This window comes from Candidatus Babeliales bacterium, from assembly GCA_035944115.1.
In the GTDB taxonomy this organism is placed as follows: domain Bacteria; phylum Babelota; class Babeliae; order Babelales; family Vermiphilaceae; genus DASZBJ01.
On the sequence record DASZBJ010000015.1, the window covers coordinates 16,548 to 34,768 of the forward strand.

Sequence of the window (18,221 nt, forward strand, 5' to 3'; positions counted from 1 at the left end):
CACCCATGTCTATTGTATCTACCACCACATTAGAATCACTCAGCACTAATAAAAAAATCATTCTTTTGGAAGATGTGCATGAAGGAATGGGCCAGGCTGTTATCGATCCAGAACAACGACTGCAGATAAATAAATTTTTAAAAGTTACACAAAAGCAGACCGATCTGATTATAGAGCTATCTCCTGCAACTACCACATCTCATGCAACATGGTATGCGCAAACCGGCATAGTTGCTTGGTTACGCAGAACATTCTCATTACCATCCATGCGTCCAGCTCCTGCTCTTCTGCTTTCTCAACTATTTGTCGATAGCATACATAATCAACAAGCATGGAAGCGTGTAACCTGCCATCCCACTGATGAACGCACTATTATCGACGAGTGGATATGCGCAATCACACTGCAATGGCTGCAACTCAACATGGAAATGATCGCTGAAAAAAAATATAAAGAAACATTAAAAAGCAACCTTTCTATTGCGTATACCTCACAAGAAGATCTGTTTTTGACAATCAAAAAACGAGTACTCCATGACTTACCAAAGGTTGCAGTACAAACGCATCTACAACGCTTGTCAGAATTAGAAAATGAACTTGAGACCATAATCTCTGCGATAGCTCAATCACCCTTAGCAACTGATGTGCTCATAGCAACGATCAAACACGATACAACCACTGCATTGCACAATGCGCAAACAACCATACGATCATATGTAAGCACCAACGAAAATCTCACGATCAATCAATTGACCTGCACAATATTTGAAGAACAACAATCATTTGAAAAAGCATGGCCCATCATAGAAACCCTTATGCACCCCGCAATGTTACTCTGCGATCTAGGATTTTTACAAAAAATTCTTGCCTGCCATGAAGCTCCTGATGCAAAAAACATCATCCTATTCGCTGGGCTTTATCACACACTTGCTGTTGAAAATTATCTAACACAGTTGGGGTATTTCATGAGCACCCATACTACTATGACCTGGGCTCAAAAAAATCAACACAACACGTTTGATGTGATGCGACAACTACCACCGGCATTGCTTACGCACCTTTTGAATGTAACGCAGTAAATTAGATCACGCCCTCCGCTAGGCGCACCAAAAAAATGGGGCAGTATGTACTGCCCCAAAACATTTGCTATGTTTGTTTAATTATTGTGCATTACAATGAGTTTGCTGCTAAATCAATGTGAGGATAAAAACTAGGCAATCCCTCAGAAAGCGTGCAACCAACAATTGCTCCCGTAACTAAAGAAGCGAGCACAGCAGCCACAGCGGAGAGACAAGACTCACTTTTATAACCAGCGGCTTCGCGGCGCAAATATTGTTTAGATTCACAATAGTCCACTTCTTCTTCAGATTTCGCCGTTTCAGCGCGTTTTGAAAAATCCCGATAACGGCAATATGTCCCAAAACTATCAATAGCTGCCAAAGTACTCACACTGCCAAAAAATCCAAGAAGCGCAACTCTTCCTGCAACTTGCCTCCCATGATTCTTGATCACGTCAACTACTTGCTGAGTTGTTTCATGTTGCGCAACTGTGCGCATCGCTTTACCAGCGCTTTTGAACGCCTTGGCTACATTCTCAAGTGCAACCGTCGTCCCGCTTGCATAAACTCCGCCCAATTGGTTTGCTGCGTATGCAGAACTGCCCGCTTGCAAAGCTGCCCCGGCAATAATGGCTAAAAATATCTTTTTTACTATTGAATGCATGATAAACCTCCATTAATCCATTATTTATTTTTTTATATTATTACAATACGTTTGCCGCTACTGGCCAAGATATGCACGACATCCTGCTGCATATGCCGCTGAGAGTACACCAAATACAAAAGAACCCGTCTTCTTGGAAGAAGCTCGTTCTAACCAATATATTTTTTTAGGTCCACAGTGTAAACGACCACTGTCATCACGCCAAACGCCTTGCTCATCATCAGATGGCTCCTTCTCCTTTTCAGCGCGAATTAATGCATCTCGATACAACCGATACTGCCAGATACTCGAAGCTGCCAAGAAACTACTGAAAAGCGCACAATTTTTTGCTTCCTGGCTACTATTCTTAACTGCACCTACCATTAATTGAATTGTCTCATCTTTTGAAATGTTCCGCATCATATTACCAGCGCTTTTGAACGCCTTGGCTACATTCTCAAGTGCAACCGTAGCACCGCTTTTATAAAGACCGCCTAACTGGCTTGCTCCGTACGCAGAATTACCTGCTTGCACAGCCACTCCGGCAATAACGACTAAAAATATTTTTTTTGATATTGAGTTCATGATAAAACCTCCATTAATCCATTTAAATTCTTTTTACTATTACAATGCATTTGCTGCTGATTCAACTGCAAAATTTGCTGCTACTGGTAGAGCTTCAAGAACTTCTGCACCAACACACGCTGCTAAACCCGCTTCAAACGCTGCTGTGATGCCACATATAACAGATTTCCCTTTGCAATCTGATGCTCGATTCAGCCAATATTCTTTAGTGTAAGGTTGATCATTTTCATCCCACTGTTCATGCCATGATTTTGCACCTTGAGCATGTTTTAATGCGTCTTGATATGCACGATATTCCTTAACACTTTTTGCCGCCAAGTAACAGCTCACGAGCGCAATAACTACTCCTCCCGCTGCTCTGCCGCCCAAAATACTGATCTCCTGCTGCACATCTTCATGTTGCATAACTTTCTGCATCATCTTACCAGCACCTTTGCAAGCATCTGTGATGGCTTTGCATACGATAGGTCCATTTTTACGCACTTGATTTATCGCATATTGTAGAGCTCCCATCTCATGTAGGCATGCCGCTCCTACCGCTGCTTCGCTTACTGCTCCTGCGCCACATATCAAAGCTTGAATCCTATTTTCTCTTGCGACGTTTAAATGGTTATCATAATAACTGCGCTGGAACCAATTTCCAGATACCTTCGCTCGTTCGGCAGCAGCTAACGCCCATTGGCGTTCATCGCAGTGATATTTAGCCCACTTAGCAAAGACCGCACTAGCGATTCCAGCCAACGCTGCTGTGCCGGCCATTCCGACCATCGGACCATGCTTTTTGATCACATCTATCGCCTTGTCTGCAGTTGCAAGTGCAACCGTAGCACCGCTTTTATAAAGGCCGCCTAACTGGCTTGCTCCGTACGCAGAATTACCTGCCTGCAAAGCTGCCCCGGCAATAACGGCTAAAAATATTTTTTTTGATATTGAATTCATGATAAAACCTCCATTAATCCATTTCTTTAAACGCTCAACAAAAAATTAGTTTCCGAAAACTAGCGCTGCCGTGCCCGCTATTCCAGCCCCTGCCAACAGACCAAATGTCATTGAACATAGTCCATAAGCAAAGATTTCGTCCTCTTCGCGCTGCCTATCTCTCTCTCTATCAGACCGTTTCTTATCATCAGCACGGTTTAGCGCCCTTTTATATGCGCAGTAGTAGCCGATACTTGCTGCCGCCAAACAGCCGCTCAGAGAAGCCAACAATATTGTTCCCATCGGTCTCTTGCTGCATTTGGCCTTGGTCATACTAGCCGCCTTCTGCATTGCTTTACCAGCGTTTTTGCATGCCTTAGCTACGTTTTCAAGCGCGATAGTAGTTCCACTTTTATAAAGACCGCCCAACTGGCTTGCCGCACACACAGAACCGCCTATTTGCAAAGCTGCCCCGGCAATAATGGTCAAAAATAGCTTTTTTAATATTGATTTCATAGTAACCCCCCTACTGAATTAACCTTTATCAATACAAATAGTATAAACCAGACAATTCTATTTGCAACCGCCCTTATGAGAGCATAGCCCTAAAGAAAGCCCCTGGTACCCTCTATGCACACAAAAAAATAGGGCAGCGTTTACTGCCCCACAACATTCATTATTTTTTGCTTCATCAATCCTCTTACAACCCATACAAATGCATTATTTTTGATACGAGGATTGCAAACCAGAAGCTACTCGCCCAGAATAGATAATCTTTAGTTCTTTGACTCATTTTTTTACTCCTTCCTTTTTATTTCTTCTCTCAACAACGTCAATACACTAATGATAAAAACAGAAAAATCAACGCAAGATTAAAAGGCTGTACTTATTAAATTTTCGTATAAGCTGTAACGTAATTAACAATTAATCGGGGATATTATAATGAACAATAAAACAATATTCTTTTTAATCCTTTTACTTGGATCAAAAAATAGTTTCACCACGGTCGTATCCGCTACAATACTCAAATCACCTGCTGCCAATAAAAAAATCATCCTTTTAGAAGATATACATTATGGAATAGCAGAAAACTTCCTGGATCCAGTACAACGCGAGCAACTGGGAGGATTTCTAAAAGATATGCAACATCAAACAAGTCTCATCATTGAACAGCCCATTCCAAACCAGAGAACCCTTTCTTTCTGGTATCAAAAGTTATATTTTTACTCCTGGATATTACGTAAATTATCATACTTATCAAGAAATTGTCCTATTATAAGCTTGAGAGAACCACGACACCTTCTTAGTCAACTCTTTGTTGACAGTATGGATAATCAAACCACATGGAAAAGAATAGATACTATTGCCACAGCCGACCAACGTATTAGTGTCGATATGTCAGTATGTTTAATGATGCAAAACTTTCTCTATATTTTCCCAGAAACTATGTCCAAAAAAACATATAAAGAAATAGTTGCGACCAAAGATTATGTTCCATACAACACTAATGATGTATACTTTGCACTGGTCAAAAAAGCTTTATTTACTCATCCAATCCAATTACTACTACAAGGTATTCATCCAAGAGTAACCCTACAAACGTATGTACAACGCTTAACGGAACTGAACGCAGAACTTGATACACTGATCAATTCTCTTGCGCAATGCAACCTAGCGACCGATGATTTCATTGCAACGCTCAAACAAGAAAAAGAAACTGTTATATACAACGCCTACACAAGCATAGAGCCCTATAAAAAAAAGATAAACCTTACTATCAACCAAGTAATGTATAAAATCTTCAAAAAACAAAAATCGTTTGATAATGCATTTCCAATAATACAAACTCTTGCACAACCCGCAATGCTACTCAGCGAATTAGGATTTTTACAAAAAATAGTAGAAGCCCATGCATCGCCAAAAACAGAAACTGTTATTTTATTTGCCGGAATCTGGCATACATTAGCTGTTGAAAATTATTTACAGCAGCTCGGGTATTCTATCACTACACAGTTACCACTGATACAGGTATCCAAACATGAAGAAGGTTATGAAATGAATTATTGGCCGTGGCTTACCTTGCTCGATTATGATGATATCAATACACGGCTACAGGATTTTATCGTAAAGCCAACTTGAGATCAGCTATTTTGTGAAGATACAATAAATTCTTTAACATCATTAAGACATTTTTCTTGAATGGCACAATCATCTTTAAAATTTTGTGTTGCATCAATAATAAGTACAGGAATTTGGGCTATATCGTGCGCAATATCTTTTTTTTCAATGAACCATTCATTATAATATCGCTCTTGATTTATTTGGTACTGTAACGGCAAGTCCTTTTCTTCAATTCTATCTCGCTGCTGAACGCGCCTTAGCACCACTTGGGCAGGAGCCTTCAAATAAATAAAACCACATGGCTTTATTGCGTTGTTATTTGTAATCCACATAAAAAAATCTTTATAGACATTCCATTCAAGTGCACTTATCATGCCCGTCTCACAGGCCATTTTTCCATATACATAACAATCTGCATACAATGAACGATCGACAATCATCATTGCAGTATTCATAGATTGTTTCGCGGCCTGAGCATGCATCAGCGTAATATAAATGTTAGTAGTAAACGTCCATCGTTTAGGATCACTAAAGAAAAGTTCTAATATATTGCCTGCCCCATGAACATTGGTAAATGATTCAACTGGCTCATATACAATTGCAACATCAGGAAGATTATTTTTGAGTAATTGGACAAACGTTGTCTTTCCCACACCCGTAGCGCCTTCCACAAAAAAACAACCGGTTTGTTGGGCGAGTGCATGTGATGATGTGATTATAACAGCCAGCAGTAGATATACCATCTTATTAAAAATATGCATTGTATTATTTTTCTCCCGAAACCGTAATGACTGTATCCTATAATCGTCTCTATAATAAAACTACCTAACTCAGCATTGAACCATTTTATTCATTTTTTAATTTCGCTCTATACTATAGATTAAACGATAAAAAGCGCCAATGAATGTTTATAATCCATTGGCGCTTTTCATAATTCAAAATAAAAACCAGATTTTTATAATTTCGATTTAGGGCGCAATTTCTTACGCTCTTCTGCCCTATCAAGATCTTCTGCACGACCTAAGCCCTGCATAATCGTTTGTTGTATATTAATTGGATATAACGGAACGGGTTTACCAGCTTTTTCTAATTCCTTATATTCGTCGTCAGTAAGTGACATTTTTCCAACAAAATAAATCTGATCATAATCGCCCGTCGATTTTAAAAACTCAACAACTTTTTCGGTGTGCAATCCACCTGCACATAAAAAAATATTTTGTACATGTACATGTTGATAAATATCATCGATCGCAGTAGCGTCCACCATATACTGTGATCCTGCAAACATATTCCCTGTATCCAATACAGGGTAAGTACTATATATAAAATCAAGCAACTTATCTTTAATCTGCACGCTCTTAATACTTTTTACCGTTTTTCCCATCATAATCCTATACAATCCACGAACCCCTTTACGCTCCTTTTCATCAAGATGCAATATATCCATAACAGCTGCTTTCATATCCATATTGTTGACTATAAAATCAAAAAAGATATCTCTAATCTCTATATTTTTAACCGGCACTCCCAAAGCATCTAAATGTTTTTCTAATAAGAACAACGCTGAAGCCTGCCGTTGCCCGTTCTCTACCTCAGTAAACATATCAAACCACTGCTTAAGCAACTCTGTTATCTTATCACCACCTCGTGAGCCATTCTGATCGAAACGACCCGCAAAGCAATCCTGCAGCGCATATAAAAAGCCTGGATCCTCTTGCCGTAACAACGTAGTTGCACCCTCAACATTCTGCCGTATTGAATCTTCTACGAGAAACCGAACCGATTCTCCTCGATTTTCAAGAGCTTGCACAACAGTAAAAAGATCTGTCCTCTGTTCAAATGTATTATGCATATCAGCTTCATCAATATGCGTCTCTGAAAGAACAAAAACTCGCTGACCGGTATTTTTATTACGCAACACGGTACAATTTTTGAAAATAGCCTGTAATGTGACTGGCAGCAATAGAAAAGCCGTAAAAAATAAAATAAGTTTCTTCATTCTTTATCCCCTTCCGCCTACGCATAAAGCTCCGGCGTGATTTTTAATACAATGACCTTTATATAAACAAAAATAGCTTATTTGATTTCAGCTTGTCAATGAAACCCGCAGGCGAGCAAAACCCAAAAGGTTGTATTTTGGCACAATTTGCGATACATTGCATTATATAGCATTTCGTTATCAAGGAGTTATATATGTCTTCAGTAAAGTTATCTGAAAGTATTGTTAGTGATGCAAAGATCATGTCTAAGGCGCTCAATCGTTCAATAGCAGGTCAAATTGAGTACTGGGTAAAAATAGGTAAAATTGCAGAGGAAAACCCCGATTTGACGTATGAATTTATCAAAGCCCTTCTGATTGCGCAAGAAGAATCTAAGGCGGGGAAGCTTGAGGCATACACATTCGATAGTAAAGCATGAATATCCTGCAAACTCCCACGTTTAAAAGCCAAGTCAAAAAATTACATAAAAATCAAAAATGTGATTTGGATATTGCTATACAAGCGATTTGTAAAGACCCATCTATTGGAGACGGAAAAAAGGGTGATTTGGGCGGCGTACGTGTCTACAAGTTTAAAATGAACAAACAACTCACATTACTTGCTTATACAGCTGTTTATGATGAGCTACAATTAATACTTCTAGCACTTGGGTCACATGAAAATTTCTATCGTGATTTAAAATAGATAAAATCTATATTTTAAGAGCCGATGAGTATTTATAATCCCATCGGCTCTTGTATTACCAAAAACTTCTACAACAAATCGATCGCCAACTGACTCAGCGCACTTCGTTCACTGATTTCTAAATACACAGATCCAAAAAGCGCCTGTCCTTTAAATTTCTCATTCACCACAACCAACCCGTTACTACTAAAATCAAGATAGGGTGAATCAATCTGATACGGATCTCCTGCAAGCACCAGCTTACTTCCTTCACCCACACGACTCACAATTGTTTTTACTTCATGCGGCGTTAAATTTTGCACTTCATCAATTAAAATAAATTGATAGGGAATAGAACGACCCCGCATATAGGTAATTGCTTCGAGACTAATTTTTTCATCTTCAATTAAATAATCGAGCGGCTTAAGCCCCATTTTATCTGCACGATGCCCGCCGTAATCCTGACGACCATTACCACCACGCCGCCTATCATCAAATTTACCTCGTTTTTTGCGATGTTGATCATGGCGCTGTTCATGATGCTGTCGACGATGATGCTGATTATCACCCATATCTTCTAATGATTTGCGATGAGACCCAATTGCCGCGTTATGCAAAATCAATTCCATGTTATCATACACAGGCAACATCCAACTATACAATTTTTCCTGTAAGGTTCCTGGTAAATACCCAACATCACGCCCCAAAGGAATTACTGGTCGTGCGATTAATAACTTTTTAAATTCATCAGTCACCAGCACTGAATGCAAACCAGCAAGTAATGCTAAAAAGGTTTTCCCTGTTCCGGCTGGACCAAATAATGTGATCAGCTGAATATCTGGATCAAGTAACAAATTAAGGGCCATTAACTGCTGCGCATTACGCGCTTTCAACGGCCATTTAAGTGCTGGCTCCTGAACGTTAATAACCTTCGACCCACCACAATATCGCATAAGTCGATAGTTATACGCATTATGCTGACTTTCAACAATAATAAATTCATTGCGCTGTAATGAGCCAGCACTAATCAGATCATTAACCGCATCAGGCACCTCTTTTTTAAGCTGCACTGCAGGAACTTCAAGCCGCTGCCATCCGCGATAAAACGATTCTGGCGTCAGATTTTGAGTTAAATAATCTTCCGCAATAATATTAAGCGCATCTGCTTTAATGCGAACGTTCAAATCTTTTGAAATCAAATGCACTTCAAAATTTTGCTGTTTTAAAAAAAAGGCGGTTAATAATATCTCATTATCATTGGTGGCTATTTTAAAAGGAAGATGTGGAATAGAGCCTTCTTGCAAAAAAACAACTCTCAATGTTCCACCCGTTTCTAACGGTACCCCATCTTTTAGAGAGCCTGCTGCGCGCAACGAATCTAATATCCGAATCACTTCCCGCGCACTACGCCCCCGATCGCTCGGCTCTCGCTTGAACACATCCAACTCTTCCAAGATTACCGCTGGTATGCCCACCATTGCACTTCCGAAAGAAAACAGTGCATGAGGGTTATAAATCAATACATTTGTATCAAGAAGATATATTTTTTGCGCCATTTCACTCTCACTTTTTATTGAGGCTTCACATAACTATCGCCCATTTCCATTTTTCAAGAAAGCTAACATAGTGATTTAAAGGACGCAATCTTAATATCTTTAAATTAAATACTTCCATGCACACATCCATCCGTCAGCTATGATTTATCATTATTTTTGCTATATTTTATATGGTTGTTTTCATATTAATTTTGCAAAAGGAGACATCATGCAATCCGATCAAGATTTAAAAATCTTACGTCACTCAGTTGCGCATTTACTCGCACAAGCAGTAGTCGAGCTATTTCCTGACACCAAACTCACCATCGGACCTGCAACGGCCGACGGCTTTTTCTATGATTTTCTCCCCACGACCAATTTTAGAGAACAGGATCTTGAGCAAATCAGCGCAAAAATGCATGATATTGTACAACGAAATTTACCTATTACCCATGAAGAAATCACCAAAGAAAAAGCTCGCATGCTTTATTGCGAAAACCGCTTTAAACTTGAGCTTATTGATGGCATCGAAGGAGATACCGTTGGACTATCAGTACAAGGTGATTTTTATGATCTATGTCGTGGCGGTCACGTTGCATCAACAGGAATACTTAAACATTTTAAGTTAGAAGCAATTTCAGGTGCTTATTGGCGAGCAGATCGCAACAACCAACCGCTGCAACGCATCTCTGGAACCGCTTTTCACACTGCAGAAGAGCTCCATGCATATGAAGCAAGAAAAGAGCAAGCTCTCAAATATGACCATCGTAAACTTGGCAAACAACTCGATCTTTTTTCATTCCATGTCGAAGGTACTGGATTTCCCTTTTTTCATCCCAAAGGGACAACTATTTTGGATGTGATGAAACAGTATCTGCGTAAACAACTGAAAAAAGCACACTATCTTGAAATCGCAACCCCGACCATGCTCAGCGATGAATTGTGGAAGCAATCGGGACATTATGCCCATTACAAAAACAATATGTATTTTTGTACTGTTGAACAGGGTACGTATGCAGTAAAACCAATGAACTGCCCCGGCTCCATACTCATTTACCGAGAGCGCCCACGATCATATCGTGAGCTCCCGATGCGTTTAGCAGATTTTGGTCTTGTACACCGACACGAACTATCAGGCGTACTCCATGGACTATTTCGAGTACGCGCATTTACTATTGATGATGGGCATATTTACTGTACCCCTGCTCAAATTGAAGAAGAAGTACGAACAACTATTGCCATCACTTTTGAAGTTCTGAAAAAATTCGGATTTGATTCAATCAATGTTGCCCTTTCAACGCGTCCTGAAAATTCAATGGGAAGTGAAGAACTGTGGAATCAAGCAACAAATGCTCTTAAGCATGCGCTAGAAAAAGCACATGTTGCATATGAGCTTCTTGAAGGAGAAGGGGCATTTTACGGACCAAAAATAGAATTTCATATCAAAGATTCAATGGGACGTAGCTGGCAATGTGGCACCGTCCAACTTGATTTCTTCCAACCGGAAAATTTCGATCTCAGTTATAATGATAGCGACGGCACAAAAAAACGCCCGGTCATGATTCACCGAGCCATCTATGGTTCATTTGAACGATTCTTGGGTGTGTTACTTGAACATTATCAAGGAAAACTTCCTTTCTGGTTGGCGCCTGTACAAATCCAGGTACTCACTATCACAGACAGCCATAAACCGTATGCACGTGCAATTGCCGAGCAGCTCACTGCCAAAGATTTTCGCGTGGAAATCGATGAAAGTTCAGATCCACTCGCTGGCCAGATTAAATCAGCTCAGCTACAAAACATCCCCTGGATGGTGGTTATTGGACAAAAAGAGATGGATACCAACACACTCACTCTGCGGCATTTGAATGGTAAACAAGAATTTGGTCTTACCTTCGAACAACTGATTGAAAAGGCAAACGAGCTCAATCAATCATAAATAGCACACCAAAAATAGACTTTGCGGAAGAGGGGGCAGCAATGCCCCCTCTTCCGCCTGCGCTTTACGACCTGTCCTATATGCAGTCTTGGCGACAGTGGGAAGCTTTATACGCAGTCTGGCTTCGGCGGACCACGTTTTGATCCATTTTCCCCTTTTCATGGACTTTTCGCCTCACGTTGAGCCAATTCACGGCCAAACACGAATGGCGCACGAACCCCCATTTGATTGGTATAAAAAATTTATCAAATTGTTGCTATTTGAATACACTGCCTGATAAGATAGTAATTAATAAATGATTACCATTAAAAAGGAGCGTTATTCATGAAAACAATAAAATTAATAGTATCTGCAGGATTATTATTCGGATCATTCAGCCTATTTGCAACGGACGTTCGAAGAACATCTACTGTTTTGATACCTTTTGGATCATTTGATACCGTAAAAGCAATCACCTTTACGGGAACAGGTGACCAGACTTCTGCTATCTCAATGTATAATAAAAATAAAGCCGAACAAGATGGTGTTGTCTGGGTAAGCGGTCAAGTATATTATCGAGCTTACAATTCTAACAAAAAATCACCTATCGGATCAACCGCAATGGGCTCTACGTGTCCAACGACACAACCACTATTTGGCGGCATCAAAGGTTCATTGGTAAATGCTGCAACGGATAATCCAGGTGTAACTGCTGGTACAACAGGATACTGTATGACACCAATTTCAAGTACTGCGACCGAAAAAAACACCGCTTCAACTTTAGCTGATTTAAAATTCAAATTAGGTTTATAACCTTCACACAAGCCCTACCCTACCCAAAAAAAGGCTCGCCATTGTATGGTGGGTCTTTTTTATCGAGAAAATAATTACCATTAAAAAGGAGCGTTACTCATGAAAACAATAAAATTAATAGTCTCTGCTGGTTTATTATTCGGATCATTCAGCCTTTTTTTTGCAACAGATGTGCGAAGAACCATTAGAACCTTAGTTCCTTTCTCAAACTTTGATACCGTAAAAGCAATCACCTTCACCGGAATAGGAGACCAGACTTCTGCTATCGCAAAATATAACAAAGATAAGGCAGAACAACTTGGTGTTGTTTGGGTAAGCGGTCAAACATATTACAGAATTTATAACACCAAACAAAAATCATCAAAAGGAACAATATATTATGCGCCTTATGTCTGCACTGCAACACAACCTCTATTTGGAGGAATCAAAGGCTCATTAGTACATGGCCCGTATGGCACTGTAGCATATTGCACAGAACCAATTGCAAGCACTATGATTGAAAGAGGAACAGCTTCAACCTTAGCTGACTTAAAATTCAAATTAGGTTTATAACCTTCACACAAGCCCTACCCTACCCAAAAAAAGGCTCGCCATTATGGTGGGTCTTTTTTTATCGAGATGTGGTAACAGCAATTCGAGGACACAAAGAAATAATGGGACATTGAGAACATTTTGGTGAGATAGGAACACAAATATTTTGCCCCCACACAACCACCAATTGGCCATATTCAATCCAATATTCCTGCGGTAAAACCTTTTTGAGTTCTTGCTCAGTCTCCGCTGGCGTATCAGTAGTTACCAACCCCAGCCGGTTGGAAATCCGATGCACATGGGTATCAACGCAAATAGCGGGAATATCAAAACCTTGTGCAAGGACCAGATTCGCCGTTTTAAGTCCTACTCCATTAATAGTTAACAGTTCTTGCAAAGTAGAAGGCACGCTTCCATTAAACCGATCCAACAGATCCCGACATACTTCATGCAAATTTTTTGCCCGCCGGCGATAAAATGCCACCGGATAGATGATAATTTCTAAATCATGTACAGGGATTTGTACAATATCTTGCGGCGTCTGAGCCTTGGCAAACAGTCGCTGGGATGCAGGCAATGATACGGTGTCTTTGGTGCGCAACGATAATAAACAGCTAATGAGTATTAAAAAGGGATTCTTACCAAACTGATTGATGATTGTTGTAGATGCCAGCTCTTGCATGCCACACGTTGCCTTTCGCAGGATATCAACAATCTGTATTGCACGAATAGTACGATCATTTTTCACAGACAGCCCTTAATATTACTATTAAAATCAACAAACGCATCCAGACGGAACGCGTTTGTTGATTTAACGATTTTATGCTAACTTTGAACTATTAGCATCCTGGAGGATAGTCTCCTAAAAAAACTAATACCAAAGAAAGCAACTGAAAAAGAGAAAAACTAAATTTAATCATAAAAAACTCCCTAACAACAACAAGTTTTCAACAGTTAGAACCCGAATTTTCAGTATAATTACCCAACTATAATAAATCAACAAACAATGTTAGATCTAATACAATACTTTACAATATTTTTCGAGAGCCCTTACTTATTGTTTACGGTAACAACTCTCTTTTTTATATTAAAAATTTATATCATTGCACGACTCGTATCGCAACGATTTGCAAAAACCTATCTCCATCGATCATGGATTTTGCTTATTCTCGTACTTATTGGATCCGCAACAAGTGATCTTACCTGGATCTTTTACCTTGTTCGCAACTTATGGGTGCCATCAATTCCTTACCCTGCGTATCTATGCATCTTACGAATAGCATGGGGTATGACTGCTGTTCAGTATCAATCCCTTACACTGTTTTTAGAAAGCCTTGTAGATCAATCAACTCATTTATCGCCCAGACAAAAAATTTTCACATTCATTAGTTGCTGTTTTTTACTATGGACTATTATCATTGCATGTATAGATTTTAATTGCTCTATACCTACCGATAGAATGCCCATAGAATTTCTTATCCGCCAGGTAGAAATCATATATTTATCATATATTTTAATACCCTCAACAATCTGTGTCATTATTTGGAAAACATACAATAGCACCCTGCCTCGCATACTAAAACAACAAATAAAGGTACTTCTTCCTGCTATTATAATCCCGCTCTGGATTTCTGATATGTTACAAATAACCCCATTTTCAAACCTCATCCCATTGTGGGTAACTAATAGTATTGCATCAGTTTGCTTATCAAACATATTTCTCATTGGCGCCATCCATTACTGTACCCGCCGCATGATATCTCTGCGATTCTTAAATCTCAGAGGGCATGTTGAATCTAAGAAAAAATTCTCATTCGTTGATGGATTCAAACTCATCTTAGAACAGCTTAGTCGCGCTACAACACATGCAGAACTGCGCCACATTACCCAAACATTATTTAAAGAAGCATTTAATACCCCCCTGCATAAAACAATGCTCTATATCAGACAATCAAAAAAACAGGTACCGATCGAATCAATCGTACAAACAGAAACTGATAAATTTCAGTCATTAGTTGAAAGCTTCATTGATACGCATGGACCAGAAATTCTTGAAGAAGGAAAACATGCAAAAATTTTTATATACGATGAACTAGAATTTAATAACTTTTATGCAAAAACGAAAATGTACAATCCAGTTATTAATTTTCTTGAAACAATTGATGCGGATATTTTTATACCCTTGTATGAAAAAAACAACATGATCGGGTATATCATTGTTGAACGCCATGTTCGAAGCAACAGCTTCTATGGGGACACCGAACGAGACGAAATGCTTGTTTATTCAAGCTATCTCAGCAATATAATATCTCTACTACAAACAAAAAATCTCAATCTTATACTACAACAAGAAAAAGAACTCAAAGAAGAACTCTACCACAAAAATCAAGAAATCAATCAATACAAAGAGAGCATCCGCTCATTCATCCGTACGGTAAAAGATAAAGAAATTGGGATTATATTTTATAAAAGTCGCAACTTTATTTTTGGTAACAAAGCAGCAAAAGAGTTGATTCAAATCAACCTGAACGCCCAAGAAGGACATCCCATTACCAAAACATTAAAAAATGTTGCACGACAAGTTGAAGAGTATAAAACAGCGATAACGCAATTTACCTTCGACACTGAAGGGAAAAAAATAATTATTTCTGGCATGCCTAATTTAGACAAAAACAATGTGATCATAACTATCTACTACCCAGAGATATCTGACATTATCAAAAAACAGATTGAACTGCTCAAAGATCCTTCCATGTGGGATTATCTCCTGTACTTAGAAACTACTGAGTCAGGAAAACTCATTAATAAGCTCATTCCGAGTTCAAGTGAAACAATACTACAATTTAAAATCGAGCTACTTAAATTGGCCCTTACGAAAAAGAGTCTTTTACTTGAAATGCCCGATGATGACATAATACCAACAGTAGAAATCATCCATCATATTAGTTTGAGAGAAACATTACACCGATTAAAACTCCATGGCCCTGTGCAATCAAATGAAACAATAATCAAATTATTTGGTATCAATCCAATCCTCGGCATCAAACAACCTGAACAAGCATTACTTGAACAGCTTGATGAAACAGGTACTTTATTTATCGAGAATGTGCATTTACTTGACCTGGAAAGCCAGGAACATCTTGCTGAGTTTTTACAATATGGTCTCTATCGTCTCTATAAAAGTGATCAAAAAGTACCAAGTACCGCACGAGTTATCTGCTCTACAAATCAAAACTTACAAACATGCATACAAGACGGCACATTCTCAAAGAATCTTTTTGCTGTTCTAAAACAGACCGCCCTCCACTTGCCATCACTCCTTTCATTACCTGAACAAGAATTATCACTACTGGTTGATGGATTTGCTGAACAAATCATCCAAAGCCAGCCTTTGAAAAGCCTACTCGAATTAACACCAACAGAAAAATCTCAGATTGCTCATAACCGCCCGGTTAGTCTGCACGAGCTTAAAAATAAGGTTCAACTCCTGCTGACGAATAGATCAAAGAAAAATCAGATTTATGATGAAACCAAGTTTGATCCTGCATATCAACTGACAGATCCCCAATTAATAGAAGCTGCACGCCTTGGTAAGCATGCCTTAAAAGATCCACGCATTATGACAATATTATGGAACAAATTCAAAAGCCAAGCCAAAATTGCGACATTCTTGGGGGTAAATCGTTCTTCCATCAATAGAAGATGTAAAGATTATAATTTGCTATAACCGTACAAAAGGACATAATCCAACAAACTACGCTGATCACAATAGAAAGAGGCACACTTTTTAAAAAGTATGCCTCATTAAAATTCACAACCATGGACATAATTGTAAATTACGGCAAAGAGCATAAAACATCCGATATCAATTATAGATCGCTCTTCAACTAACGGAAATAAAATGTAAAAGCTCTCTCCTTAAATATTCTGCATCCTACAGCAAATTAATCGGGTGGGTATCGAAACATTTTCTTTACAATAACCTGTAATAGGCTGAGAAAGCGCGCATAGAGTAACATGTAAAACTCCCTAATTAAAAATTATTTTATAAATTGTTGCTACCATTGCAACAAGGATAGTAGTATAATCGGAGCATATGAGTTTATCAACGCTTATAAGAAAAATTGATGAAAAATGATATATATATTGAATCCTATTAGCGAAATAATTCGAAGTGATAGCTTTGCACTCACCGTTCTTATCTTATCTTTCACTACAAAAATATATTTATTAAAAAAACTCATTCCGCTAGGACTGACTTCATCGGTAATCCGCACTCCATGGTTTCTCTTACTGGGTATTCTTGTGGGCTCTTCATTTGGTGATATTGCATGGATCACGAAATTAATACATAAATTATTCTTTTTTGAAAAACCTTACGCTCTTGTAATATTTTGGACTCGCATCTCTTGGGCATTTGTCATCATTCAATATCAATCATTCGGATTATTCATCGAAAGCTTTTTTCTCAAGTCTTTCACTCTCAATAGACGACATACAGCAACCATTCTGTGCAGCGCCATATATTCACTCTATTTTTTTATCATAGCATTTTTTGACTCCAACCTTACTGATCTTGCATCTCGAGACTATGCACGGGCGATCTCTGACTCCTCGCTTATGCCATTAGAATTTAAAGCGATACGATATGCTGGATTATTCATGCTTTCGTTGCATATTATTCCCGGCACCCTCAGTATGATACGGCATCTGTATAAACATCCGCTACCAACATTACTCAAGCGTCAAATTAAAATAATAATATGTTACTTGTTCGCCCCTTATATTTGTATGGAAGCAATGCTTGCAATACAGTATATAACACCCGCATTCCGACATAACTTCACTGCAATAGTTGCCGTTTCTACAATATTTATCACATATGCAATTGCGTATTGCATGCATACTGTTATCAAACTACGATTTTTGAATGCAACACCACACGTACAATCACCATATAGCGATAATTTTATTAATAACTTTAAAACATTATTAGAAGCATGCAGCCATATAACAAAAAAATCAGAACTTACCGAGCTCACGAAAAATTTCTTCGAACAAACTTTTGCCATTAATCAAGCAGACACGACGTTTATTATCTGTTCTGATGGCGTCTATTCAAATAGTTTAAAAGCTGTGCCAACCCCTCATCCTACAGAGATCCTGATCAAACAATTTTTATCAAACACTCTTCAAGCAGACTATTTAAAAAAACAGAAAATTTTACTGTATAATGAGATAGAATTTTCACAATTTTATCAAGATACTCCACTGAACACTGCAGTTCTTACATTCTTAAAAACTCTTAATGCAGAAATGTTTATTCCGGTGTATCAGCACGGCATAGTGATTGCGTATATTATCATTAATCGCCAAAAAAATGGTCTGTATGGTAACCACAAGCAGGATGAAATAATTGTATTTGCTCGCTATCTTAAA

The 18,221-nt window shown here is 38.6% G+C and carries 17 protein-coding genes; 9 read left to right on the forward strand and 8 right to left on the reverse strand.

Annotated elements, in window-relative coordinates; all coding sequences use genetic code 11:
* Window positions 1–5: 5 nt before the first annotated feature.
* On the forward strand, window positions 6–1,076 hold the full coding sequence (locus VGT41_01790) for a hypothetical protein (protein HEV2601006.1): 1,071 nt from the start codon (window positions 6–8) through the stop codon (window positions 1,074–1,076).
* Between the two features lie 91 nt (window positions 1,077–1,167).
* On the opposite strand, the gene VGT41_01795 is transcribed toward VGT41_01790, so the two are convergent.
* From VGT41_01795 to VGT41_01810, 4 genes are read right to left on the reverse strand one after another with little or no spacing between them, the layout of a single operon-like run.
* Entirely contained in the window at window positions 1,168–1,719 is a 552-nt protein-coding gene (locus VGT41_01795; GenBank protein HEV2601007.1) for a hypothetical protein, read from the reverse strand.
* A 57-nt stretch (window positions 1,720–1,776) separates the two neighbouring features.
* A complete protein-coding gene (locus VGT41_01800; protein ID HEV2601008.1) occupies window positions 1,777–2,283 on the reverse strand; it encodes a hypothetical protein in 507 nt (168 codons plus the stop codon).
* A 39-nt stretch (window positions 2,284–2,322) separates the two neighbouring features.
* Window positions 2,323–3,222 carry a hypothetical protein gene (locus VGT41_01805; GenBank protein ID HEV2601009.1) on the reverse strand — a complete coding sequence of 300 codons (900 nt, stop codon included), beginning with the start codon at window positions 3,220–3,222 and terminating at the stop codon, window positions 2,323–2,325.
* Window positions 3,223–3,267: 45 nt separating this feature from the next.
* A complete protein-coding gene (locus tag VGT41_01810; protein HEV2601010.1) occupies window positions 3,268–3,717 on the reverse strand; it encodes a hypothetical protein in 450 nt (149 codons plus the stop codon).
* A 426-nt stretch (window positions 3,718–4,143) separates the two neighbouring features.
* On the opposite strand from VGT41_01810, the gene VGT41_01815 reads away from it, so the two are divergent.
* On the forward strand, window positions 4,144–5,340 hold the full coding sequence (locus VGT41_01815) for a hypothetical protein (GenBank protein ID HEV2601011.1): 1,197 nt from the start codon (window positions 4,144–4,146) through the stop codon (window positions 5,338–5,340).
* Window positions 5,341–5,342: 2 nt separating this feature from the next.
* Here VGT41_01815 and VGT41_01820 read toward each other — a convergent pair whose 3' ends face one another.
* Entirely contained in the window at window positions 5,343–6,083 is a 741-nt protein-coding gene (locus VGT41_01820) for a deoxynucleoside kinase (GenBank protein ID HEV2601012.1), read from the reverse strand.
* 194 nt (window positions 6,084–6,277) lie between these two features.
* Window positions 6,278–7,321 carry a hypothetical protein gene (locus tag VGT41_01825; GenBank protein HEV2601013.1) on the reverse strand — a complete coding sequence of 348 codons (1,044 nt, stop codon included), beginning with the start codon at window positions 7,319–7,321 and terminating at the stop codon, window positions 6,278–6,280.
* A gap of 194 nt (window positions 7,322–7,515) precedes the next feature.
* On the opposite strand from VGT41_01825, the gene VGT41_01830 reads away from it, so the two are divergent.
* Window positions 7,516–7,740, forward strand: coding sequence for a ParD-like family protein (locus VGT41_01830; protein HEV2601014.1), 225 nt, complete (start codon window positions 7,516–7,518; stop codon window positions 7,738–7,740).
* Window positions 7,737–8,006: a type II toxin-antitoxin system RelE/ParE family toxin gene (locus tag VGT41_01835; GenBank protein ID HEV2601015.1), complete on the forward strand. Its 270-nt coding sequence runs from the start codon at window positions 7,737–7,739 to the stop codon at window positions 8,004–8,006. Before VGT41_01830 ends, VGT41_01835 begins: the two co-directional genes overlap by 4 nt.
* A gap of 68 nt (window positions 8,007–8,074) precedes the next feature.
* Here VGT41_01835 and VGT41_01840 read toward each other — a convergent pair whose 3' ends face one another.
* Window positions 8,075–9,541, reverse strand: a complete 1,467-nt coding sequence (locus tag VGT41_01840) for a PhoH family protein (GenBank protein HEV2601016.1) — start codon at window positions 9,539–9,541, stop codon at window positions 8,075–8,077.
* Between the two features lie 208 nt (window positions 9,542–9,749).
* Here VGT41_01840 and thrS point away from each other — a divergent pair, with 208 nt between their 5' ends.
* The 3 genes from thrS to VGT41_01855 all read left to right on the forward strand — a co-directional run bounded on the left by thrS (window position 9,750) and on the right by VGT41_01855 (window position 12,803).
* Window positions 9,750–11,459 carry a threonine--tRNA ligase gene (gene thrS / locus VGT41_01845; protein ID HEV2601017.1) on the forward strand — a complete coding sequence of 570 codons (1,710 nt, stop codon included), beginning with the start codon at window positions 9,750–9,752 and terminating at the stop codon, window positions 11,457–11,459.
* A 324-nt stretch (window positions 11,460–11,783) separates the two neighbouring features.
* Window positions 11,784–12,251: a hypothetical protein gene (locus VGT41_01850; GenBank protein ID HEV2601018.1), complete on the forward strand. Its 468-nt coding sequence runs from the start codon at window positions 11,784–11,786 to the stop codon at window positions 12,249–12,251.
* Window positions 12,252–12,350: 99 nt separating this feature from the next.
* Window positions 12,351–12,803: a hypothetical protein gene (locus tag VGT41_01855; protein ID HEV2601019.1), complete on the forward strand. Its 453-nt coding sequence runs from the start codon at window positions 12,351–12,353 to the stop codon at window positions 12,801–12,803.
* 58 nt (window positions 12,804–12,861) lie between these two features.
* Here the strand turns inward: VGT41_01855 and nth are convergent, their stop codons facing one another.
* Complete coding sequence (gene nth, locus VGT41_01860; protein HEV2601020.1) at window positions 12,862–13,530, reverse strand: endonuclease III; 669 nt, start codon at window positions 13,528–13,530, stop codon at window positions 12,862–12,864.
* 309 nt (window positions 13,531–13,839) lie between these two features.
* Here nth and VGT41_01865 point away from each other — a divergent pair, with 309 nt between their 5' ends.
* Both VGT41_01865 and VGT41_01870 read left to right on the forward strand, forming a co-directional pair.
* Window positions 13,840–16,509: a sigma 54-interacting transcriptional regulator gene (locus tag VGT41_01865; protein HEV2601021.1), complete on the forward strand. Its 2,670-nt coding sequence runs from the start codon at window positions 13,840–13,842 to the stop codon at window positions 16,507–16,509.
* 407 nt (window positions 16,510–16,916) lie between these two features.
* On the forward strand, window positions 16,917–18,221 hold a 1,305-nt coding region (locus VGT41_01870; protein ID HEV2601022.1), incomplete at its 3' end, for a hypothetical protein.